Below are 21,417 nucleotides of genomic sequence, written 5' to 3' on the forward strand. Positions count from 1 at the left end.
CGACGGAAGTCGGGCATCGATCGGCTGGGCCGGCACTGCCTCCGGCGCAGCCAGGAGCCGGCACCCTGACCCGACAACAATCGGACACGGATGCCGGAGGAAGGCCTTAGTTCTTGGCCACGTAGTCCTTGACGTTTTCAGGAGTTACGAGCTGGAAGGGAATGTAGACCTTCTTCTCGACCTTGTCGCCCTTCACGAGCTTCAGCGCTGCATCAAGAGCGCCCTTGCCCTGTCCTGCCGCGTCCTGGAACACCGTAACATCGAGATCGCCCGCCTGCATCGCGGCAAGTGCGTCCTGTGTCGCATCCACACCGGCAACGACATATTCCTTCATGTCCTTGCCGGCCGACTTCAGAGCCTGGATGGCGCCGATGGCCATTTCGTCGTTGTTGGCGATGACGGCGTTGAACTCGACGCCGCTCGACAGCCAGTTGGTGACGAGGTCGGCACCCTGGGTACGCTGCCAGTTCGCAGTCTGCTCCTCCACGATCGAGATGCCTTTGCACTCGTCGGTCTTGAGAACATCATGAACCGCCTGGGTACGCATGCGCGCGCCCTGGTTGGAAAGCTCGCCCATCATCACCACGGCCTTGCCCTTACCACCGAGAAGGCGGCAGACTTCTTTGGTTTCGAGCGTGCCGGCGACTGTTTCTTCGGAAGCCACAAAGGCCTGGCCATCCGGCAGGCTGTCAACGTTCACCGGCTGGCGGTTGACGTAGACGAGCGGAATCTTGGCATCGGCGGCAAGCTTCGACATGGCGGCCGTCGCGTCCGTATCGACGGGGTTGACGATGATCGCATCGACCTTGGAGGCGATGAAATTCTGGATCTGGCTCTGCTGCTTGGCGACGTCGTTCTGCGCGTCTTCGACCTGGAGGGTAACGCCCTTCAGCTCCTTGGAATAGTCCTGCATGCCATTGCGCAGCACCGTCAGGAAGTTGTCGTCGAACAGCGCCATCGAAACGCCGACAGTCTCTGCATGTGCCGCCGTGCCCATAAGCACAGATACGGCTGCACCGATGATGAATTTCCTCATTGTTTTTCTCCTCCATGGCGTCCGGTGCCGCCTCTCCCAACCGGAGGCGAACCCGCAGGTTCGCCGCAACCTCCTCACACCAAAAAACGGAATAATGAAACCGAATTTCTGTCTGTTCGATATATTTATTCCATTTTTGGCTCAGACGTCAATGCCTTCTTCGCAGCGACGCTGCAAAGCGGGACACAAGGCGGTGATGGGCTTGAATTTTCAGAAAAAACGATTTCGCAGCGAATGTTCGGAAAGCGCCGAGCGTCCTTCTCAATCATTGGATCCATTGAGAGGCTCAAACGGAAACGCCGCGCAACTGGCGTCGCGCGGCGCTGGTTTTCGAATGGCATGAGTGTTCAGCGATTGTTGATCTTGCGCCACTCCGCAAAAGCAGTCTGATGCTCTTCCTTTGTGCAAGGGTAAAGCCCGATGATCGTCTCTCCGGCTTTCACCTGCTCCACCACGAAATCTTCGTAGGCCGTCATTTCCACCGCTTCCGTCGCCACCTCATCAGCAATGCCGGCGGGGATGACGATGACGCAATCCGCATCGCCCACAATGATGTCCCCGGGAAAGACCGGTGCATCGCCGCAGCCGATGGGGCCGTTGATCTCGATAGCCTCGTGTTTGGTGAGGTTGGTCGGGCTGGAAGGCCGGGTGTGGTAGGCCGGAATATCCAGTTCGGCTATCGTGGCCGCATCGCGAAAACCGCCATCGGAAACGATGCCCGCACCGCCGCGCACCATCAGGCGCGTGACAAGAATATCGCCGGCCGAGGCGGCAGAGGCATCCTTGCGGCTGTCCATGACAAGCACATGGCCCGGCGGGCAGGTTTCGATGGCGACGCGCTGCGGGTGGGCCGGGTTGCGGAATTCGACGAGCTGGTTGCGATCCTCGCGGGCCGGCATGTAGCGCAGGGTAAAGGCAGGGCCAACCATGTTCTTGCCCTTGTAGCCCAGCGGGCGCACGCCCTGGATGACCTGGTTGCGCAGGCCGCGCTTGTAGAGCGCTGTCGCCAGCGTGGCGACGGAAATCGTCAGCAGTTTTTCGCGCGTTTCATTGTTCATATCTGTCTCCTCGCAATGGCCGGATAATGTGTTTCAGGTCCTGTGAATGGGCTCATCGATAAAAACCCCGCCCTGGTATTTCGCGATCGCGGCCTCGGAATCGGGGCGCGGGACGTCGCGCTCGATTTCGGCCCGGTAGCGCGCGGCATTGTCGCGCCGCTGCCAGCCGAGAAAATCGACATGAGAATTATCCCACCAGCTGTCGTCATTGGCCGAAACGCCCCAGATAACCGGGCAGCCGAGTTTTGGCACGCGGAAGGTCGCCTCTATCAGAGAGACGAAGTCGCCATAGCTGAGCCAGGTCGACAAGATGCGCCAGTTCGTGGGTTTCTCTTCACAGGAGCCGATGCGCACGACGGCCGTCTCCTGTCCGAATTTGGAATGGTAGAGGCTTGCCATCGCTTCACCGAAAATCTTGGAAACCCCATAGAGGCCATCAGGCAGAAAAGGCGTCTCAGGACCAAGCTGCTGCCCCTGGGCATAATAACCGATCGTGTGGTTGCTGGAGGCAAACAGGATGCGAGGATTGCCGTGTGCCCTCGCCGCCTCATAGAGATTGTAGACACCACGCAGATTGGCGGCCTCTATTGGATCGAAGGCCCTCTCGACAGAAATACCGCCGAGATGAACGATACCGTCACAGCCCTTGACAAGATCATGCACTGCCTGCTCGTCCTCCAGCGCGCAGCGGACGAGCTCTTCATGAGGCGCAGGCGAACCGAGATCAACCACATCAGAAAGACGGATGGTTTCAGCAACATGGCCAAGCCGTCCGCGCAACATGCTGCCCAGCTTGCCGCCGGCACCGGTGATGAGCAATCGCTTCAACATGATGGTGCCTCTTAGAAAATATCCGGCTCGCCGGCGGAACGGCCAAAATCCGTCTGCAGGAAGTCGAAGTCGCAACCCTGATCTGCCTGCGTGACGTGTTTCGAGAAGAGATAGCCATAGCCGCGTTCGTAACGCGGCGCAGGCGCCTGCCATGCCCGCCGGCGCTCTGCAATTTCCTCTTCGCTGACCAGCATATCGAGGCGGCGCTGCGGCAAATCGAGGCGCACAATATCGCCGGTTTTCAGCAGTGCCAGCGGACCGCCGACGAAACTCTCCGGTGCGACATGCAGGACGCACGCCCCGTAGGACGTGCCGGACATGCGTGCATCGGAAATACGCAGCATGTCGCGGTGGCCCTTTTTGATGAGCGCCTTCGGAATGGGCAACATGCCCCATTCCGGGAAGCCGGGTCCGCCGAGCGGACCGGCATTGCGCAGGACCAGCACATGGTCGGGCGTCACGTCGAGATTTTCATCGTCGATTGCGGCTTTCATTTCCGGGTAGCTGTCAAATACGAGCGCCGGCCCTTGATGGACATGCAGTTTGGGATCGCAGGCGGCAGGCTTTATGACGGCACCGTCAGGGCAGAGATTGCCGCGAAGCACCGCGAGCGAGCCTTCCGCATAAACGGGATTGTCAAGCGAGCGAATAACGTCATCATTATAGACCTTCGCGCCCTCAAGGTTTTCGCCCATGCTGCGGCCGGTCACGGTCAGCACGGAACAGTCAAGACGACTTTCCAGCTGCTTCATCAGCGCCCTAAGGCCACCGGCGTAAAAGAAGTCCTGCATCAGATAGTCCTTGCCCGAAGGGCGGACATTGGCGATGAGTGGCGTAACGCGGCCAAGTTCGTCCAGTTCGTCCAGCGTCATCGGCACACCGGCGCGGCGCGCCATGGCGATGAGGTGGACGACGGCATTGGTGGAGCAGCCGGTGGCCATCGCAACGATGGCGGCATTACGGAAAGCTGCCGCCGTCAGGATCTGGTCCGGTGTCAGGTCTTCCGACACCATCTCGACAATGCGGCGGCCGCAGGCGGCGGACATGCGCTGATGTTCGGAATCGACGGCCGGAATGGAGGAGGCACCCGGAAGGGTGATGCCGAGCGCGTCGGCAATGGCCGTCATGGTCGAGGCCGTGCCCATCGTCATGCACACACCGGCAGAACGGGCAATGCCGCCTTGCACGCCACGCCATTCCTCGTCCGTCACATTGCCGGCGCGGCGCTCATCCCAATATTTCCAGGCGTCCGAACCCGAGCCCAGAACCTTGCCGGCATAATTTCCGCTCAGCATCGGGCCGGCCGGCAGATAGATCATCGGCACACCAGCCGAGATCGCACCCATGACGAGGCCGGGTGTCGTCTTGTCGCAACCGCCCATCAGCACCACGCCGTCAAGCGGATGCGAACGGATCATTTCCTCCGTCTCCATGGCCAGCATATTGCGGTAAAGCATGGACGTCGGCTTGGTGAAGCTCTCATCCACCGAGAGGGAAGGCATTTCGACCGGGAAGCCACCCGCCTGCAACACGCCGCGTTTCACGTCCTGCACGCGCTCGGGAAAGTGCGAGTGACAGGTGTTGAGTTCCGACCAGGTGTTGAGGATACCGATGACGGGTTTGCCGACAAAATCCTCCTCCGCATAACCCAGCTGCATCATGCGCGAGCGGTGGCCGAAACTGCGCAGGTCGTCGGGTGCGAACCAGCGGTCGGAGCGGAGCTTTTTATCGGTCATGTCAATGGTCCTGCATTGCGGGTTGCGCTTAAGGCTGTCAGTCGTGCTGGAGCGTCAGCCCGCTCGTCGTATCGAAGAGATGGATGTGTTGAAGCGGCGCCGACAGGCGGATGACTTCGCCCGCCGATGTCGAGGTCTGGCCGGAAAGATGGAGCGTTACGGGAGTGCCATCACCGAGATTGCCGTAGAGATAGGACTCCCCGCCCAGCTGTTCTGCTGTGCGAACCGACATCGTCAGCGCGCCGCCTTCGCCCGGCTCCACATGGTTCGGGCGCACGCCGAGCGTCACCTTCTGGCCGGGCTTATAGGCAAAGCCGGTCTGTGGCAGCGGGATCAACTCGCCCGTCGCGATCTTCAGCGCGGGCGTTGCGTCCGAGGTCACTTCGCCTGCGAAAAAGTTCATTTTCGGGGAGCCGATAAAGCCTGCCACGAAGAGATTGGCCGGGCGGTTATAAAGATCGAGCGGCACGCCGAATTGCTCGAGCTTGCCGGCGCGCAGAACGGCAATCTTGTCGGCCATGGTCATGGCTTCCACCTGATCATGCGTGACGTAGATCATGGTGTTGCCGAGCCGCCGATGCAGACTTGAAATTTCGCCGCGCATATCAACGCGCAGCTCTGCGTCGAGGTTGGAAAGGGGTTCGTCAAAAAGGAAGACGCGGGGTTCACGCACCACGGCGCGACCGATGGCAACGCGCTGGCGCTGACCGCCCGACAGGTCCTTGGGGCGACGCTCCAGAAGCTGGTCGATCTGCAGCATCTTGGCAACCTGGGCGATCTTCTCGGCGATTTCCTTCTTAGGCGTGCCGATATTCTCAAGACCAAAAGAGAGATTTTCGCGGACCGTCATATGCGGATAAAGCGCGTATGACTGAAACACCATGGCAAGGCCACGATCGGCAGCGGGCACGGTGTTGACCACATCGCCACCGATGACGATATCGCCGCCGCTCAACTCTTCGAGGCCGGAGATCATGCGCAGCAGGGTGGACTTGCCACAGCCGGAAGGGCCGACGAACACGCAGAATTCGCCATGTTTGATATCGAGATCGACGCCTTTGATCACATCGAGTGCGCCATATGTCTTTTTGACCTGACGAAGCTGAATACTTGCCATTGTCGTATTTCCTCCCTGAGGATTATTTGCCGCCAGTCGATGCAATGCCGGTGGCGATGTATTTTTGCAGGAACATGAAAACCAGCGCGATCGGGGCGAGTGTCAGCACCGTCATGGCCAGAAGATTGCTCCATTCCGTCGTCATCTCGCCCTGGAAGGAGTTGAGCGCCAGCTGCAGGGTGAAGTTGTCGTTGCGGGTCAGCACGATGAGCGGCCAGAGGAAATCGTTCCAGCGCCACATGATCGCAAGGATCGCCAGAACCGCAAGCGCCGGGGCTGAAAGCGGCAGTATGATGCGCCAGTAGATCTTCCACTCGCTGGCCTTGTCCATGCGCGCCGCATCGAGAATTTCATCCGGGATCGTCAGCATATATTGCCGGAGCAGGAAGACGCCGGTCGGTGTAGCCGCACCGGGTATAATCACGCCCCAGAGACTGTTGATCATGCCCAGCTGGCTGGTGATGAGAAACAGCGGCACGAGCACGACGGTCTGCGGGATCATCAGCGTACCGACCACCAGCGCCAGCACGGCGCCCCTGCCCTTGAACTGATATTTCGAGAGCGCGAAGGCCGCCATGGAATTGACGATCAGCATGATGATGGTCGAGGTCACCGTGATGAAGGTCGAGTTCCAGAAATAGAGCGGGAAATTGAAGCGCTGGAAAAGCTCGGTATAGTTTTCCGTCGCGAGCGCCACCTTTTCAGCCGGCTTCAGCTCGTTGAACGGCATCTTCAGCACTTCCGCCGGCTTGGCGGGATCAACCACCTGCGCCACGAGGCCGATACGCCTGATCATGCCAAGCTTGCGACCATCCTTGTCGACATAGGCCGGCAGCGGATTTGGCTGCCCGTCCACGGCCACGGTTTCCTGGCTGTAGGGCAGAAGGCGCGGTGGGAAGCGCTGGAGGTCGGCTTCGGTCTTGAACGAGGAGAGCACCAGCCAGACGACGGGGCCGAACATCATCAGCACGGCAACGCCGAGATAGGCGTAGGACAGCCAGTCGGTCCAGTGCAGCTTGCCGTTGCGGCCGCGGGTACGGGTCAGAAATGCGCCAATCCTAGCCATCGACCTTGCTCCTGTTTGCCCGGAATTGCAGGGCGGTCAGCACCACGAGCACCACGGCGAGCAGCAGCGAAGCCGCAGCCGCTAGGCCGAAATTGCGGGGCGTCCCGGCAAAGCCGGTCTGATAGATGAACTGAATGATGAAAGTCGTCGCCGAACCCGGGCCACCGCCGGTAAAGGCAAAGACTTCATCGAATGTCTGCACGCCCTTGATGACAGACAGGACGAGAACGACCAGCATGGTGGGCGCAAGCAGCGGCAGGGTAATGCGCCGGAAGATGCGCCACGGGCTCGCCTTGTCCAGCTGCGCGGCCTCATAGACATCACGCGGGATCGCCTGCAGGCCGGCGAGAAGAATGAGCGTGTAAAAGCCCATATGCGCCCAGACCGACAGGAAGACCGACCAGCCGAAGGCAAGATTGGCCTCAAGCAGCCAGTCCACCGAACCGAGACCAAGTCCCTCCATGGCGGCATTAAGGACGCCGAAACGCTGGAGAATCCACTTCCAGATCAGCGCGACGACAACGGGCGACAACAGAACCGGGAAGAAGAAGACCGCGCGAAAAAAACCACGCGCACGGATATTACGATTAAGCACGATGGCCGTGATCAGTGAGAATCCGACCATGAAACCCACCTGCAGCACGACAAAGAACAGCGTGTTCCAGACGGAGCGCCAGAAGAGGTCACGCTCGCAGGAATTCGGATCAAGGTAGTTCTGACAGGAAAGAAGGACCGAAAAGTTTTCGCCGCCCACCGAAGGGCGCTCGGAAAGCAATATTTGTTCGCTGCCGGTCACGGAGTAGGCCATGTTCAGCACGATGGGCAGAAAGGCGAAGACCGCAAACAGGATCAGGTTGGGCGTCAGAAACACCCAGGCGATCCGACGGTGGCCGAGGACCTTCTGCAGGAAGGAAAAGGGCAGTTCGACAATGCCCATGATGGGCGCAAGAAATTTATACATGAGGGTCCTCCTTCGATCCGGCGCGGCGCGGCATGCGCCGCGCCGGAAGGCGATGGATCACTTCGCCTGTTTCAACGCTTCCTCAAGGTCAGCCTTCGCACGGGCCATCGCTTCATCGACGGTGCTCTCACCAACGATGGCCTGGGTGATGCGCTGGACCGAGATGTTGAACATGGCGCGGTTGTTCTTGTAGCCCTGATAGGCATAGGCAATCGGGCTGATGCCGGGCACCTGATCCAGCCAGGCATTCATGGCCTTCTGCGTTGCAGGCGTTGCGCCCGTGTAGGTCACGCCCTTGTCAGCCACGGCCTTGTTGGCTGGAACGTTGCGGGTGCGGACGGTGAAGTCGAGATAGTTCTCGTCCTGGGCGAGGAAGTTCAGGATGTCGGCAACGATCTTCGGGTTCTTGGTCTGCTTGAAGCCGACGATCCCGGTGCCGCCGGGCATGCCCGTGCAGGCTGTGCCACCACAGGGCTGCGGTACGACTTCCCAGTCAAAGGCATCGCCGACCTGGCTGTCGAAACGCGCGGTCTGCCAGCTGCCGGAATAATAATAGACGAGCTGGCCGTTGATGAATTCCTGCGCGGCGTCGCGGTAGGTATTACCGCCTTGTCCGGCCCAGACGTCACGCGCCATGGTTCCGTCCTTGTTCCACTCCACGAATTTCTTCACGAAAGTCGTAAAGCCCTCATCGACGAGGATCGGCTTGCCGTCAGCATCGAAAATCTTCGCGCCATAGGAGATGGCCGGGCCGGCGATGCGGTGGCCGGAACGGTCGATCGCCATCGGGTAAGGTGTGCCGGTCGCCTTGGCGACGGCGGTGGCGGCCTTCGCCCAGTCGTCCAGCGTCGCATCCTTGCCGGGAACGGCGACGTTCGCCTGATCGAACAGGGTGCGGTTAATGAAGGCGCCGGTGATGGTCAGCTGCGTGTGCATGCCGTAGATGCCCTTGTCATCAGGGCCGCTGCGGTACCATTTCAGCACATTCGAGAAGTTGTCTTCCCAATATTTCGCGTCCACATAGGGCGTCAGATCAAGATAATAGCGGTTGAGGCCGCCCAGATCGGTCACGGTTGCGAAATCAGGACCGCTGCCGCCGGCGAGCTGCACGGGCAGGCCTTCCAGCAGTGCCTTGTAGGGCACGACGTCGGTAACGATCTTCACATCAGGATGCTGCTTTTCGTACCGCGCGAGAATATCCTTCAGGATTTCGCAGCCGTTGCCGTCATAAGCGCACGTAAAGCGCACTTCCTGGGCCGCCTGGGCGGCACCGGCCAAGGACGCCGCGCCAATGGCGAGCGCCAGTGCCATGCTGTATTTTCTGGTCATCTGGTTTCCTCCCGTTAGATGATTATGCTTTGGCGGATGCGCTCGGAGCCCAACCCTTAATCCACTCGCCCTCTGCGGCATCGGACAGACGAACAGGTTTCCCTTCGCGCACCGACCGGTAGATGGCCGTCACGAGTTCGATGGACTGCAGGCCGTCATTGACAGTCACTTCCTTGCCGCCGCGTCCTTCCATCGCGTCGGCAATGGCTTCGACAAAACCGGCAAAGCCGTTTTGACCATCTGCGACCGTCGCCAGAACCGCGTCAATCTGATCCTGCGTGGTCGGCGCGCGGGCGATGAAGCGCCAGGTGTCTTCGGCCGGGCGATAGGGCAAGGTGCCGCTTTCAGCCGTAAAACCTTCGAAGCAGAAACGCAGGCGGGACGTGTCATTGGCCGCGCCAAGCGTGACCGAGCTGGTTGCCAGCGCACCGTTTTTCATGCGGAAGCTGAGCGCGGCGCTGTCTTCGGTTTCGATTGGATTGACCCGCGTATCTGCCATGGCAAAAACTTCCTCGACCGGGCCCAGGACGTAGCAGAGCAGATCATGGGCATGGATCGCGTGACCGAGGATCGCACCCCCACACTCACCCTTCCAGGTGCCGCGCCAGGGAATGTCGTAGTAGGTCGCGCCACGGTTCCAGTGAACTTCCGAGCTAGCGACGAAGGCCTTGCCGGCAAGACCGGCATCGATCAGCGCGCGTAGCTGCCGCATGGCCTGCCCGAACCGGTACTGGAAGACGGGAAAGACACCGCGACCCGTCTTCTTGACGGAATCGATCAGCGCATTAGCCTCTTCGAGGGAGCGGACAAGCGGCTTTTCGCAGACAACGTCCTTACCCGCTGCATGCGCCTTCAGCGTCACCGGAAAATGCAGATGGGGCGGCAGGCAGACGTCGATGAGCTGAATGCTCTCATCGGCCAGGACCTCATCGAGATCAGTGGTCACGCGAATGGAGGAATCATCGCCAGCGACCGAGCGGGCACGTTCCAGATCAAGATCGCAGATCGCCCGGACGGCGAAGCGATCGGGAAGTGCCCGGTATCCTTTCAGGTGCTCTGCGCCGATGCCGGCGCCAATAATGGCGACACCGATCATTTCGAAGCTCCCTCGGCCTTTGCCTGCGCCTGCAGCGAGAGGTCGCAGACCTTGAAGACATGCTCCTGCGTCATCGCCGTTTCCGTACGGTTGCGGATGTCATCGCAGATGCGGGCGAAATAGGGCAAGCCAGCGCCGGAAGCATCAATATACTCGCAGCGATCGCCATTGACGAGGACGAGACGGTCCGTGCCTTCGTTGTTACCCACATCCACATATTTGCGCAGTTCGATGTAGCCCTCGGTACCGAGAATGGTCAGACGGCCATCGCCCCAAGTCGGCAGCGCATCCGGCGTGTACCAGTCGACGCGAATATAACCGTGACCCTTGTCGCCGCGCAGAACGACTTCGCCGAAATCCTGCAGGCCCGGGTCGCCGGGGTTGGCGTAATTGGCAACGGTGGCGGACACGACCTCAACCTCGGTCGAGCCGGTGAAGAACATGAACTGGTCGATCTGGTGGCTGGCAATATCGGTGATGATGCCGCCGTAAGCTTCGCGCTCGAAGAACCACTTCGGGCGGATCTGGCGGTTCAGGCGGTGCGGGCCGAGGCCAACCGTCTGGATGACGCGACCGATGGCGCCCTGGGCGACGAGTTCAGCGGCCTTGGTGACGCTCGGCACTTCGAAGCGCTCAGAGAAATCGATCGTCCAGATGCGCTTGGTCTTCGCCACGGTCTGGCGCAGGCGATCTAGCTGTTCGAAGGTGGTGCAGCCGGGCTTGTCGGACATGACATCCTTGCCGGCTTCCATGGCGGCGATCGCGAGATCGGCACGCTTTGACGGGATATCGGCGATCACGACCAGATCGATGGAGCCGTCAGCAAGGAGGGCGTCTTTCGTTGCCGCGCGCGGCACATCTGGAAAGCGTTTGACGAAGCCTTCCACGACGTCGGGCTCGCCCTCTGTCCACCAGCCGGCAAATTCCGCGCCGGCGTCCATCAGATTCTGGGCCATGCCGAAAATGTGCCGATGCTCAATCCCGAGAGCGACGAACTTGATTGCTTTACTCATCCTGCAGTTCCACTTCCTTGCCGGTGTCGGCCGAGTTGATGATCGCGTCGATCAATCTGTGAGACGAAAGAGCCGCTTCACCGGTGACGACCGGCGGGCGTCCTGAAGAGATGGCGTCCGCGAAATCATCGAAGACGCCCTGATGCCATTCATGTGTGAAAGCCATCGGGTCGGCGCCGCCGCCCGTGCCAGCGGCTGCGCCGCCAAAAGTTTCCTGCCGCCCGTCGCGCCAGTCGACATGCAGCAGGCCGGAGGCGAGCCGCAGGCTGGCATTGTCGAAATGCAGCATGATCGATTCCGCCGCGCCGGGGAAACTTGCCGTGCTCGCCACCAGCGAACCGACAGCGCCATTCTTGAACCGCAGGCCGGCAGAGACATAATCTTCGGTTTCCATGCGGTGGAAACGCGTCGTCGCAGCCATGGCCTGAACACGGGCGACCGGGCCCGTCAGGCTCAAGGCAAGATCGATCGTATGGATTGCCTGGGAGATCAGAACCCCGCCGCCATCGCGCGCCAGCGTGCCTCGGCCCGGTTCGTCATAGTAGGACTGCGCGCGCCACCAAGGCACGGAGATTTCGCAGAGGCCCAATGTGCCGAGCGTGCCGCCGTTAACGAGATCGCGCGCCTTTTGCGAGGCAGCCCGCATGCGGTGCTGGAAGATGATGCCGAGCGTGACACCCGCTTCGCGACACAGGACGACGAGACCATCTGCTTCCTGCGTGTTGCGAGCGACGGGCTTCTCCATGAGAATGTGCTTGCCCGCCTTCGCGAGCTGCTCAACGATATCGAGACGGGCATTGGGCGGCGTTGCGACGATGGCGAAATCGATATCCGCGTCACGGGCCGCTTCCTCGACCGAGGAATAAACGATGACATCGTGTCCGGTATGTTTCGACGCTTCGGCGGCCAGGGCTATGGCGCGGCCGGAACCGCCATCGACGATGCCTTTCAGCCGAATTTTTTCAGGGCTTGCCGCACAGGCGAGCACATGCGTCTTCGCGACCATCCCGGCGCCAACGATGACACAGGTCTTGATATTTTGCATTTCGGGAGCCTCCTTCCCAATGCGCGATCATTTGCATACCGGTATGCCGGTTGTCAACAGACTTGTGTTCCGGTATACCGGTTTTGAAAACGCTGGAGGGTCAATGCCGAAAATTCCCGTGACAGGCGGCTCCGTGCCGACAATGGAGCGACTGGACCTCAACCGTCCGGTGGTGGACCAGATTTACTCCGCGCTGAAATCGGCAATCCTGTCGCGGGAGCTTTTTCCCGGCCAGGCCGTCTCGGAAAACGAGATCGGGCAATCCTTCAACTCCAGCCGCACGCCGGTGCGCGAGGCGCTGAGCCGCCTGCGCGACGACGGCCTGATCGTCACCCTTCCAAGCCGCGGCACCTATGTTTCGCGCCTATCGGAAAAAAACATCCGCAGCGCGCAATTCATCCGCGAAGCGCTTGAGGTCGCGGCCGTACGCAGGCTTTGCCAGATGGGCCTGACACCCGAGGCCGAGCAGGAGATAGAGCATGCGCTGAATGGCCAGCGGGCGGCGATGAAACACGGCGACAGAAAGGCGTTCCGCATCCATGACGACCAGTTTCATAGCGCTCTAGCCGCCGCAACCGGTCTGGAAAGACTGGAGTCGTTACTAATCCGCGAAAAGGCAGGGCTGGATCGCCTGCGCGCCCTCGCCATCACCGACGAGGCGCATATGGCTAGGCTGCTTTCCGAACATGAAGCGGTTTATGACGCCATCAGGGCGGGTGACGAGGCCCGCGCGACTGATAATTTGCAAAAGCACTTGAGGCGCGTCCTCGGCATTCTCTCGCAGGTCTTCGAAAACCATCAAGATTATTTCGAGTAAATCTGCAGCATCTCATTTAATGGTTCCAACGTCATGAATACCCAATTGGCCGGTCAAGCGATTGCCATGTCGCAGGCAAAACTTCTCTGCGACACGATGAGCACGCTCGCCGAATCCCCCGTCTGGGACGAACGGCGGCAGGTGCTTTTCTGGTGCGATATTCTCGGCAAGACAGTGCGGTCTGCCGCCCTTGAGCCTGGCCGCTACCGCGAATGGTCGTTTCCTCACACTGTATCGAGCCTTGGACTTTGTGAAAACGGGGATCTGGTCGTTGCCTGCGGCATGGATATTGTCATCCTCGATCCCGAAAACGGCGCGATGCGCCTCCTTCATTCGATCCCCGCACCGGAAGGCATCCCATGCCGGTTAAATGATGGACGGATTGGACCAGACGGCGCCTTCTGGGTGGGAACCATGCACAATGTGCCGCTTCCCGACATGAAACCGCATGGCGAGCTCTGGCGGATCACCGAAAAGAGCGCGGAGCGCATGCAGACGGGGCTGACATGCCCGAACGGCCTCGCTTTTTCCCCAGACGGATCAATCATGTGGCAGAGTGACTCCGTCCAGAAATGGATACGCCGTCGCAGGTTTGACAGGGGCAACGGCACGTTTGACGAAGGCGTGCTGGTGGCGGAGATGACCGAAGAAACCGGAAGGCCCGATGGCGGCTGCCTCGATAGCAGCGGCACCTATTACAGCGCTGGCGTATCCGCCGGCTTGCTCAACGTTTTCGGACCTGACGCCGGGCGTGGGGAGGCGCTCGCCGCTCCTGTTCCACACCCCACCATGCCGTGCTTCGGGGGGCCCGACTTCGACATCCTTTTCCTGACATCACACCGCCACAACATGTCAGAGGACCGGCTGAAAACAGCGCCGCTTTCGGGCGGTGTCTGGATGATCCCAACGGAAAAGAAAGGCTTCCCCGGCTTCCGCTTCGGCGACGCCGGATAATACGCACTCGGACCGCTACTCCTCCCGGAAAGCGCGACTGATCTGGTCCATCAGCGGTTTGGCGATATAGGAGAGCGCGGTTCTTTCGCTTGTCTGGATGAAGACTTCAGCCGGCATGCCCGGCAGCAGTGTCGCCTTGTTGAGCCTTTCCCTCTCGGATGCGGTAAGGGAAATGCGCGCCAGATAATAGGAGAGGCCGCTGCGCTGATCTATTGTTACATCCGCCGCGATGCGGCTCACGTGGCCTTCCAGTTCCGGTGTAACCCGCTGATTGAAGGCGGTTAGTCGCACCATCGCCCTTTGCCCCACCTGCAATTGGTCAATATCCTTGGGCGCAATCTGAACTTCGAGCGCAAGTTGATCATCATCTGGGACGATAAGCATGATAGGTTCCGCAGGCGTCACCACGCCACCCACGGTATGAACCGCCATTTCATGAACGAACCCGGACTGCGGCGCGACGATATCGATGCGCTTCAACTGGTCCTCGGCGGCGACCTTGCGCTCGACAAACTCACCCATCTGGGCCTGTATCTCGCGCAACTCCCGGCCGACCTCAGTGCGCAGCTCCTGATCGATCTGCAATATCTGGAGTTTCGTCTCGGTGATACGGCCGGCAGTCTGTGCCTGATAGGCGATTTTTTCCCCACGTTCGCCACCGAACGTCGCCGCCTGTGTCTGCAAAGTGTTCAGCCGCTGCACCGAAACGACGCCCTGTTCGCGCAGGGATTTCTGCGAGGCGATTTCAGCCTGCAGCAGGGCAAGGCCATTCTCATATGCGACTTCCTGCGCCTTCAGGCCTTCGATCTCATGTTCGAACTGAGTGATGCGTTCGTAAAGCTGCGCCTTGCGCCCTTCCCGATACGATTTGCGGAACTCGAACAGCTTGGTCTCGCTACGCATGGCTGAGGCGACATCCGGCTGATCTTTCCGCATCATCAGCGCCTTTGGAAAGATGAGCGCCGGTAAATCGTCGCGCTCCGCCTCCAGCCTCGCCATACGCGCCGTCAACTCATCCAGACGTTTGCTGACGATCAAAAGACTGGCGCGGCTCTGAGTGGCGTCGAGGCGAATAACGACGTCACCCGTTTTGACCCTGTCACCCTCGTTTACCAGAATTTCGCCGACGACACCGCCGATCGGGTGCTGCACCTTCTTGGCATAGCTATCCACGACAAGATGACCGGACGCGACCACAGCCCCGGCAAGATTTGTCGTCGCCGCCCATCCCCCGACGACGCCCAAAAGCGCAACGCCTGCCACGAGGCCGACGATAAGGTGTTTTCGGATGGAGCGGGATAAAGGAGAGTGCAGATTATGCTTCGTCATCCGCATCCCTTCCACTCCCTTCAAGCGCCGGCGTTTTAGGCTGCGCATTGGCAACGACGCGAAGCGGTGAGATTGTCTGAGCGGATGCCGTAAATCCTTTACCTGCCTGACCCCTTGGAAGGCGCAGCACCTTCGAAAGGACCTCGTCGCGTGGGCCAAGAGCTCTCATCTGCCCCTCTTCCAACATCAGGATGAAATCGACGGCGCCGATGGCGCTGGGCCGGTGGGCGACAACGATCGCGATGCCGCCCCGTGTCTTGACGGAAGAAATGGCACTGACCACGGCGGCCTCGCCTTCCGCATCAAGGTTCGCATTGGGTTCATCCAGCACAACGATAAAGGGATCGCCATAAAGAGCCCGGGCGAGGCCTATGCGCTGGCGCTGCCCGGCAGAAAGCGCTGAACCCGCCTCGCCGATGTCATTGTCATACCCCTTCTCAAACCGAAGGATCAGCTCATGCGCGCCAGCAGCCCTGGCAGCAGCAATGATTGCCTCGGGGTCGGGACTATCCTCGAAGCGGGAAATATTCTCACCGATCGTGCCGTCGAACAGCTCCACACCTTGCGGAAGGTAACCAATATGTCGACCAAGCGCCTCACGGTCCCACTGTTCGAAACTCGCACCGTCCAGCCGCACCTTCCCCGCCGCCGGTGTCCAGACGCCCGCGAGAACGCGGGCAAGTGTGGATTTTCCCGAGCCCGAAGGACCGATGACACCAAGCGCATGGCCAGCGGTCAGGTTGAAGCCGAGGCCGGTGACGGTGGGCTTTCTCTTCCCCGGCGGAACGATGGTGACGTTTTCGACCAGCAGTTCTTTTTCCGGCCGGGGCAAGGCCATGGTGGTGCCATCGGCGTTCACGCGGCTGAAAAGCTCTTTCAGCCGCGCCCAGCTCTGCCGCGCGGCCACCAGGGACTTCCAGTTCGAAATGGCGAGATCGACAGGGGCCAGCGCCCTGCCCATCATGATCGAACTCGCGATCATCACGCCAGCGGACGCCTCCTGCTTAATGACGAGCCACGCCCCGACAGCAAGAATTGCCGATTGCAGCACGACCCTCAGCGATTTCGCGATATTGCCGAGGCCGCTGACCACGTCGCCCGCGCTGCGGTTGGCAGCGAGATAGGCGTCGTTGGAGTGCTGCCAGCGTTGGCCGAGACGTCTGCCGAGTCCCATGGCCTGTACGACTTCAGCATTGCGCCGCGAGGTTTCCAGCTGCCGGTTGCGGGCCATGTTTTGCACCATGGTGTCACGGCTGGGCTTCTGAGAGAAGATATTGGTGAGGATCGTGAGGGAAATCAGCAGTATCGCACCGGCAAGCGCCGTCACGCCGATCCAGACGTGGAACAGAAAACACAGCCCGAGATAAAGCGGGATCCACGGCAGGTCGAAAAAAGCCGTCGGTCCCATGCCGGAGAGAAAGCCGCGCACATTGTCGAGATCGCGCAGCGGCTGCAGGCCGTCACCCGGCATAGGTCTGACGAGCGGCAGGCGGACGACCGCATCATGCACCCTTGCGGCATAACGCGTATCGAAATCTTCGCCGATGCGGATCAGAATGCGGGCGCGAATGACATCGAGCAGACACTGGAAACAATAAAGCCCAAGGGCGAGAATGCCGAGACCGACCAGCGTCGGAACGCTGCCGCTCGCAAGCACCCGATCATAAATCTGCAACATAAAGAGCGGCGCCGTGAGCGCCAGAATGTTGACGACACCGCTGATGAGCGCAACACCGAGAAACGTGCCCTTAAGCGGCGCGACAACCGCCACCGTCAGAGACTGCGGCGGTGTCTGCTGGTGGTTCTGAAAGCCCACAGGCTGGTTTTCCTCTACGCGGCAAACGCCGATGCACGACAATCATCAGACCTTCAGGCCGATCACCGCTCAACGACGCGGACCCGGCCGGACCTTTACCACAAGGATAACGGCATTCGTTGTAGCCTTGTACCACAACAAATTACCCACCAGACTGCGCATACATCTCCCCCACGCCGTCAGATGGGATTATCCACCGCACCGAAAACGCCATCTGGGGATTCTTTCTGCAACGAGGTTGGGGAAAGCTGCGACGCCTACACCTCATTTTTCCGCCTGGTCGAAAAGATCGTCCAATCGTGGCTTCGCACGACCGGGAACATTTACTGTCCTGTAGCTCTGCGGCAGGCCCGCATCGCCAACCTTGATGAGCATCACCATGCCCATGCCGTAATGCGGTGAGCATTTGATGCCGTAAAAGCCCGGCTTTTCGAAACCGGTCTCGAACTCATCGTTGATCCGGCTCTTGAAACCTTCGGCACCTTCCGGGACCATGCCGTCGATGGTCGCGGCGTTGTGGCTTTTGTGGGTGGGCACAAAGCGCACGCGGTCACCGGGCGCGATTTCGAGAAAATCGGGTTCGAATACCATCGGGCCCTTTTCGCCACGGTTCAGCATTTTCACCTCGAAGGTCTCGGCCGAGGCCTCAAGCGGAAAGGCTGTGAAAGCCGCCGCAATCACGGCAACGATCCAAAACGGTCGGATCTTTTTCGGAGCGTCTGCCAGCATCAAATTACTCATCGTGCCAGTTCTTTCCTTGGATCCTCGGCCAGTCCATGCGCCGGCAGAAAACGTATGTGCGGAAAGCCTCTCTCGTCCATGGTGACCACGCAGTCCACGCCGAACACCTCGGCGATCGTCCCGGAGGTGAGAACCTCTCGCGGCGGGCCGACGGAGATCATCTCGCCGCGATGCATGACGGCGATGCGGTCGCAGAACATGGCGGCGTGATTGAGATCGTGCAGCGCTGCGACGACCGTGAGACGCTGCCGCTTTACCAGATCGAGCAGGCTGATCTGGTGGCCGATGTCGAGGTGATTGGTGGGCTCGTCCAGCAGCAGGATTCGTGGTTCCTGCGCCAAGGCCCGGGCAATATGCAGGCGCTGCCGTTCACCCCCGGAAAGGTGGTGCCAGCCGCGCTCGGCCTTATCGGCCATATCGACATTAACAAGTGCCGCATCGACAATGGCGGTGTCATTCGGCGACCAGGCGGACAGCGGCCCGAGATAGGGTGTGCGCCCAAGCTCCACGGCCTGTCGCGCAGTGATGCGCTCGGTGGTTTCGGCCTGTTGCTCCACGAAGGCAAGCAGGCGCGCGATGTCGCGTCGCCCCAGTGAACCAAGCGGCTCGCCGCCAAGCGCAACGTGCCCCCGGCGCGGCTTTCGGATGCCGGCCAGCATGGAAAGCAGTGTGCTTTTGCCTGAGCCGTTCGGCCCGATGATGCCGAGGAACTCCCCGGCGCCGACCTCAAGTGAAACACCGCGCACAATATCAGCGTTACCGGCATGGAAATGCAGGTCACGGGCGGATAGCTTCATGACCGCCCCCTTCTCTGCCCCAGGATGAAGGCAAAGGCGGGCGCGCCGACGAGCGCGGTGATGACGCCGATCGGCAGAACCTGACCCGGTATGACGATGCGAGAGAGAATGTCGGCGACGATCATAAAAACGGCCCCGGTTAGCGCCGTCACCGGCAGCAGGATACCATGGCGAACACCGACGAAGATGCGTGCGGCGTGGGGAATGACAAGGCCCACAAAACCGATGGACCCGACCAGGGACACCATTGAAGCTGTCATGATGGCGGAAACCGAGATCAGCACCGTATAGACCCAGCGTACCGGGATCCCAAGCGATGCTGCCGCCTGGCCGCCGAAAGCGAAGGCGTCTAGCGCGCGGGCATACCAGAGGCAGATGAGAAGTCCCGCAAGGCTGACAGGTAGCGCCAGCCAGACATCCGGCCAGCGCACGCCGGAGAGATTGCCGAGCAGCCAGAACATGATGCCGCGTGCCTGCTCGGCATTGGCAGATTTGGTGACGATGAACGATGTTACGGCATTGAACAACTGCGACCCGGCCACCCCCGCCAGAATGATGGCGCTGTTACCGTGTCCGGCTCGCACGGCAAGAAGGCTGACCAGTGAAAACGCGATGAAAGCGCCGATCAGGGCCCCTGCCGGCATGGTCAGAAACCCCGCACCGAATCCCAAGAGGGCGACAGCGACGGCGCCTGTAGAGGCGCCGGCGGAAATACCGAGAATATAGGGATCGGCAAGCGGATTGCGCAGTAGCGATTGCAACACTGCTCCGGCAAGCGCCAGCGAAGCCCCACAGCAGGCGGCAACGACAGCGCGGCTCAGACGATAGCTCCAGACGATACCCTCATCCAGCGGCTCCAGCGGAAAGCCCGCATGAAAGACGCGATTGGCTATCGTTTTTGCGACGACGTCAAATGGAATGGCTGTCTCACCGATGGCCGCTCCGGCCATCAGCGCTATCAACAGCAGGGCGAGCGCGGCAAAAACCAGGCCCGCCCTGCCGAGATGGAGGGAGAGGCCGTTCACTTGGCGAGGCCGGCAGCCGAAATCGCCTCGGCCAGCGTTTCGATGCCTTCAATGGTGCGAATGGTCGGGTTCATCGCCTGCGCATCCATTTCGAACACATGGCCTTGCCTGACAGCAGGCATGATGCTTGCCACCGGGTCAGTTGCCAGAAACTTCAGCTTGACGGCAATGTCATCTGCAGGGAAGCGGCGGCGGTCCATCTTGCCGGCGACAACGATAGACGGGTTGGATTTGGCGATGGTTTCCCAGCCGACCGTCGGCCACTCCTCGTCGCTTTCGATGACATTCTTCAATCCGAGAGCAGACATGATGTAACCCGGAGCGCCGTTACGGCCGGCGACGTACGGGTCGATATCCAGTTCGGCGCTCGAGAACCAGAAGACGGCCGAGAGCTTGCCATTGGCAGAAGCGATCTTGGCTCTGGCGGCGTCCTCGCGCCTCTTCAGGTCGGCGACGACTTCCTCACCGCGATCCTGCACGTTGAAGATTTTGGCGAGGTCACGGATTTCCTGGTAGATCAGTTCCATGGTGAAAACGGTGTTGCGCACGCCATCGCCACCGCCGGAATTGTCTTTGCCCATGCAATCGGCCGGCGAGGTGTAAACGGGAATGCCGAGCTCGGCAAATTGCGCCGGCGTTCCGACAACACCCTCTGGGCCGATCTGCCATTGGAACTGTGTCGTCACGAGATCCGGCTTCTTGCCGACAACCGCCTCAAAGCTGGGGTCGTTGTCGGCCAATCGCTCGATCTTGGCGTTGGCCTCTTCGTAGCCCTTCAGAACCGGACCGATCCACAGCGCCGTGCCGACAACCTTGTCGGCGAGACCAAGCAGGTAAAGGACCTCGGTTGTGCTCTGGCCGACAGATACGGTGCGGGCCGGCGCCTGCTTGAAGGTGATCTCCTGACCGCAGCTGTTGATTGTCAGGGGGTAGGTGGTTTCGGCGCCCTGCGCGCCAACGGCGGGCAAGGATGCAAAGGCAACCGCCACGATGCCGGCGAGAGCCGGCAGGCGTCTTAAATGAAACATGTGTTCTCCAGTCGAAAGTAAACTTATTCGAGAGCAGCAGGCGTTAGAACGCGCACCAACAGCGGGACGTCTTGTACGGAGAACGATGATCGGATGCAAACAAAATGTAACGTAATAACATTACAGTCTCCTCCTCCGGGCTTCCCCGCCCGTAACGATGGTTCATATTTTGACGGCAGGTCTCCTGGCTCACGAATTTGCGTCACTCATCTGCCTTCCCGCATTCCAGAGAATACAGTGGCATGACGCCATGAGGCGCCACGGGGATGAACGACAATCCGCTTACAGTTGCGGGGGCAGCCACGGCATTGGGCGAAAATATCGCCCGCACCATGTTCCCTATTAATCCCTTCGCCTTTCGGCTGCAGGAACCGTCATATACTCACATAAGGGGCAAGAGGCGGGGCGTCAATTGCGATCGTGTCGCAGCTTGGAACAAAGACGGCCAGCTAGCCCGCCGCAATGAAAAGTCAAGAAGTTGCCGGCTTAAAAACCGGCCACAAGCCCCAAGCGTGCAGGCGATACAGTTTCTCGGCATCTTCGACAAAATCCAACCGCTAAAAAGCCGCTTTACGTTGACGTCTCCGTTCAACAACACGGCGGCATCGGAAAAAGGGCTGTC

20 protein-coding genes and 1 riboswitch are annotated in these 21,417 nt (G+C 60.3%); of the genes, 3 read left to right on the forward strand and 17 right to left on the reverse strand.

The genetic code is table 11. From position 1 onward, the window contains the following. Positions 1 to 106: 106 nt before the first annotated feature. Positions 107 to 1,036, reverse strand: coding sequence for a sugar ABC transporter substrate-binding protein (locus FS804_RS10780; protein WP_063949162.1), 930 nt, complete (start codon positions 1,034 to 1,036; stop codon positions 107 to 109). On the opposite strand from FS804_RS10780, the gene FS804_RS24940 reads away from it, so the two are divergent. Then, a complete protein-coding gene (locus FS804_RS24940) occupies positions 1,020 to 1,379 on the forward strand; it encodes a hypothetical protein (RefSeq protein WP_186376765.1) in 360 nt (119 codons plus the stop codon). The two genes, FS804_RS10780 and FS804_RS24940, sit on opposite strands and share 17 nt — an antisense overlap. A gap of 4 nt (positions 1,380 to 1,383) precedes the next feature. Here FS804_RS24940 and FS804_RS10790 read toward each other — a convergent pair whose 3' ends face one another. The 10 genes from FS804_RS10790 to FS804_RS10835 are packed head-to-tail and all read right to left on the reverse strand — an operon-like array spanning position 1,384 to position 12,288. Next, positions 1,384 to 2,094 (reverse strand): ribonuclease activity regulator RraA, encoded by a 711-nt coding sequence (locus FS804_RS10790; RefSeq protein WP_063949161.1) that lies wholly within the window; start codon positions 2,092 to 2,094, stop codon positions 1,384 to 1,386. Positions 2,095 to 2,127: 33 nt separating this feature from the next. Next, positions 2,128 to 2,925 carry an NAD(P)-dependent oxidoreductase gene (locus FS804_RS10795; RefSeq protein ID WP_144576585.1) on the reverse strand — a complete coding sequence of 266 codons (798 nt, stop codon included), beginning with the start codon at positions 2,923 to 2,925 and terminating at the stop codon, positions 2,128 to 2,130. An 11-nt stretch (positions 2,926 to 2,936) separates the two neighbouring features. Next, entirely contained in the window at positions 2,937 to 4,661 is a 1,725-nt protein-coding gene (araD, locus tag FS804_RS10800) for an L-arabinonate dehydratase (RefSeq protein WP_063949159.1), read from the reverse strand. Positions 4,662 to 4,698: 37 nt separating this feature from the next. Then, positions 4,699 to 5,778 carry an ABC transporter ATP-binding protein gene (locus tag FS804_RS10805; protein WP_144576586.1) on the reverse strand — a complete coding sequence of 360 codons (1,080 nt, stop codon included), beginning with the start codon at positions 5,776 to 5,778 and terminating at the stop codon, positions 4,699 to 4,701. 22 nt (positions 5,779 to 5,800) lie between these two features. Then, positions 5,801 to 6,844 (reverse strand): carbohydrate ABC transporter permease, encoded by a 1,044-nt coding sequence (locus FS804_RS10810; protein WP_063949157.1) that lies wholly within the window; start codon positions 6,842 to 6,844, stop codon positions 5,801 to 5,803. Then, positions 6,837 to 7,805 (reverse strand): carbohydrate ABC transporter permease, encoded by a 969-nt coding sequence (locus FS804_RS10815; RefSeq protein WP_144576587.1) that lies wholly within the window; start codon positions 7,803 to 7,805, stop codon positions 6,837 to 6,839. Before FS804_RS10815 ends, FS804_RS10810 begins: the two co-directional genes overlap by 8 nt. 57 nt (positions 7,806 to 7,862) lie before the next feature. Further along, on the reverse strand, positions 7,863 to 9,134 hold the full coding sequence (locus tag FS804_RS10820) for an ABC transporter substrate-binding protein (RefSeq protein ID WP_144576588.1): 1,272 nt from the start codon (positions 9,132 to 9,134) through the stop codon (positions 7,863 to 7,865). Positions 9,135 to 9,156: 22 nt separating this feature from the next. Beyond that, positions 9,157 to 10,230, reverse strand: coding sequence for a Gfo/Idh/MocA family protein (locus FS804_RS10825; RefSeq protein WP_144576589.1), 1,074 nt, complete (start codon positions 10,228 to 10,230; stop codon positions 9,157 to 9,159). Next, complete coding sequence (locus tag FS804_RS10830) at positions 10,227 to 11,243, reverse strand: Gfo/Idh/MocA family protein (protein WP_144576590.1); 1,017 nt, start codon at positions 11,241 to 11,243, stop codon at positions 10,227 to 10,229. The genes FS804_RS10825 and FS804_RS10830 overlap by 4 nt, the downstream gene beginning before the upstream one ends. Beyond that, positions 11,236 to 12,288: a Gfo/Idh/MocA family protein gene (locus FS804_RS10835; protein WP_144576591.1), complete on the reverse strand. Its 1,053-nt coding sequence runs from the start codon at positions 12,286 to 12,288 to the stop codon at positions 11,236 to 11,238. The genes FS804_RS10830 and FS804_RS10835 overlap by 8 nt, the downstream gene beginning before the upstream one ends. Positions 12,289 to 12,391: 103 nt before the next feature. On the opposite strand from FS804_RS10835, the gene FS804_RS10840 reads away from it, so the two are divergent. After that, a complete protein-coding gene (locus tag FS804_RS10840) occupies positions 12,392 to 13,105 on the forward strand; it encodes a GntR family transcriptional regulator (RefSeq protein ID WP_186376766.1) in 714 nt (237 codons plus the stop codon). Between the two features lie 33 nt (positions 13,106 to 13,138). Further along, positions 13,139 to 14,059 (forward strand): SMP-30/gluconolactonase/LRE family protein, encoded by a 921-nt coding sequence (locus FS804_RS10845; RefSeq protein WP_246665873.1) that lies wholly within the window; start codon positions 13,139 to 13,141, stop codon positions 14,057 to 14,059. A gap of 15 nt (positions 14,060 to 14,074) precedes the next feature. Here the strand turns inward: FS804_RS10845 and FS804_RS10850 are convergent, their stop codons facing one another. The 6 genes from FS804_RS10850 to FS804_RS10875 form a co-directional block, all read right to left on the reverse strand. Continuing rightward, on the reverse strand, positions 14,075 to 15,388 hold the full coding sequence (locus tag FS804_RS10850) for an HlyD family type I secretion periplasmic adaptor subunit (protein ID WP_144576592.1): 1,314 nt from the start codon (positions 15,386 to 15,388) through the stop codon (positions 14,075 to 14,077). Continuing rightward, positions 15,375 to 17,204, reverse strand: a complete 1,830-nt coding sequence (locus FS804_RS10855; protein WP_144576593.1) for a type I secretion system permease/ATPase — start codon at positions 17,202 to 17,204, stop codon at positions 15,375 to 15,377. Before FS804_RS10855 ends, FS804_RS10850 begins: the two co-directional genes overlap by 14 nt. Before the next feature lie 264 nt (positions 17,205 to 17,468). Beyond that, positions 17,469 to 17,945 (reverse strand): pseudoazurin, encoded by a 477-nt coding sequence (locus tag FS804_RS10860; RefSeq protein WP_144576594.1) that lies wholly within the window; start codon positions 17,943 to 17,945, stop codon positions 17,469 to 17,471. Continuing rightward, the gene (locus tag FS804_RS10865) at positions 17,942 to 18,742 is read right to left on the reverse strand and encodes an ABC transporter ATP-binding protein (RefSeq protein ID WP_144576595.1); all 801 of its coding nucleotides are present in this window, start codon (positions 18,740 to 18,742) and stop codon (positions 17,942 to 17,944) included. The genes FS804_RS10860 and FS804_RS10865 overlap by 4 nt, the downstream gene beginning before the upstream one ends. After that, a complete protein-coding gene (locus tag FS804_RS10870; protein WP_144576596.1) occupies positions 18,739 to 19,767 on the reverse strand; it encodes an iron ABC transporter permease in 1,029 nt (342 codons plus the stop codon). The genes FS804_RS10865 and FS804_RS10870 overlap by 4 nt, the downstream gene beginning before the upstream one ends. Then, entirely contained in the window at positions 19,764 to 20,795 is a 1,032-nt protein-coding gene (locus FS804_RS10875) for an ABC transporter substrate-binding protein (RefSeq protein WP_144576597.1), read from the reverse strand. Before FS804_RS10875 ends, FS804_RS10870 begins: the two co-directional genes overlap by 4 nt. A gap of 156 nt (positions 20,796 to 20,951) precedes the next feature. Beyond that, positions 20,952 to 21,186: riboswitch (cobalamin riboswitch) on the reverse strand. Positions 21,187 to 21,417 lie beyond the last annotated feature (231 nt).

It is taken from the genome of Agrobacterium sp. DE0009 (assembly GCF_007680755.1).
Lineage (GTDB): Bacteria > Pseudomonadota > Alphaproteobacteria > Rhizobiales > Rhizobiaceae > Agrobacterium > Agrobacterium tumefaciens_B.

Excerpts from the sequence above, each read along its gene's own strand:
- FS804_RS24940 (WP_186376765.1), top strand. The coding sequence starts at position 1,020 with ATGATGAATTTCCTCATTGTTTTTCTCCTCCATGGCGTCCGGTGCCGC.
- FS804_RS10780 (WP_063949162.1), bottom strand. The coding sequence starts at position 1,036 with ATGAGGAAATTCATCATCGGTGCAGCCGTATCTGTGCTTATGGGCACG.
- FS804_RS10790 (WP_063949161.1), bottom strand. The coding sequence starts at position 2,094 with ATGAACAATGAAACGCGCGAAAAACTGCTGACGATTTCCGTCGCCACG.
- FS804_RS10795 (WP_144576585.1), bottom strand. The coding sequence starts at position 2,925 with ATGTTGAAGCGATTGCTCATCACCGGTGCCGGCGGCAAGCTGGGCAGC.
- araD (WP_063949159.1), bottom strand. The coding sequence starts at position 4,661 with ATGACCGATAAAAAGCTCCGCTCCGACCGCTGGTTCGCACCCGACGAC.
- FS804_RS10805 (WP_144576586.1), bottom strand. The coding sequence starts at position 5,778 with ATGGCAAGTATTCAGCTTCGTCAGGTCAAAAAGACATATGGCGCACTC.
- FS804_RS10810 (WP_063949157.1), bottom strand. The coding sequence starts at position 6,844 with ATGGCTAGGATTGGCGCATTTCTGACCCGTACCCGCGGCCGCAACGGC.
- FS804_RS10815 (WP_144576587.1), bottom strand. The coding sequence starts at position 7,805 with ATGTATAAATTTCTTGCGCCCATCATGGGCATTGTCGAACTGCCCTTT.
- FS804_RS10820 (WP_144576588.1), bottom strand. The coding sequence starts at position 9,134 with ATGACCAGAAAATACAGCATGGCACTGGCGCTCGCCATTGGCGCGGCG.
- FS804_RS10825 (WP_144576589.1), bottom strand. The coding sequence starts at position 10,230 with ATGATCGGTGTCGCCATTATTGGCGCCGGCATCGGCGCAGAGCACCTG.
- FS804_RS10830 (WP_144576590.1), bottom strand. The coding sequence starts at position 11,243 with ATGAGTAAAGCAATCAAGTTCGTCGCTCTCGGGATTGAGCATCGGCAC.
- FS804_RS10835 (WP_144576591.1), bottom strand. The coding sequence starts at position 12,288 with ATGCAAAATATCAAGACCTGTGTCATCGTTGGCGCCGGGATGGTCGCG.
- FS804_RS10840 (WP_186376766.1), top strand. The coding sequence starts at position 12,392 with ATGCCGAAAATTCCCGTGACAGGCGGCTCCGTGCCGACAATGGAGCGA.
- FS804_RS10845 (WP_246665873.1), top strand. The coding sequence starts at position 13,139 with ATGAATACCCAATTGGCCGGTCAAGCGATTGCCATGTCGCAGGCAAAA.
- FS804_RS10850 (WP_144576592.1), bottom strand. The coding sequence starts at position 15,388 with ATGACGAAGCATAATCTGCACTCTCCTTTATCCCGCTCCATCCGAAAA.
- FS804_RS10860 (WP_144576594.1), bottom strand. The coding sequence starts at position 17,945 with ATGAGTAATTTGATGCTGGCAGACGCTCCGAAAAAGATCCGACCGTTT.
- FS804_RS10865 (WP_144576595.1), bottom strand. The coding sequence starts at position 18,742 with ATGAAGCTATCCGCCCGTGACCTGCATTTCCATGCCGGTAACGCTGAT.
- FS804_RS10875 (WP_144576597.1), bottom strand. The coding sequence starts at position 20,795 with ATGTTTCATTTAAGACGCCTGCCGGCTCTCGCCGGCATCGTGGCGGTT.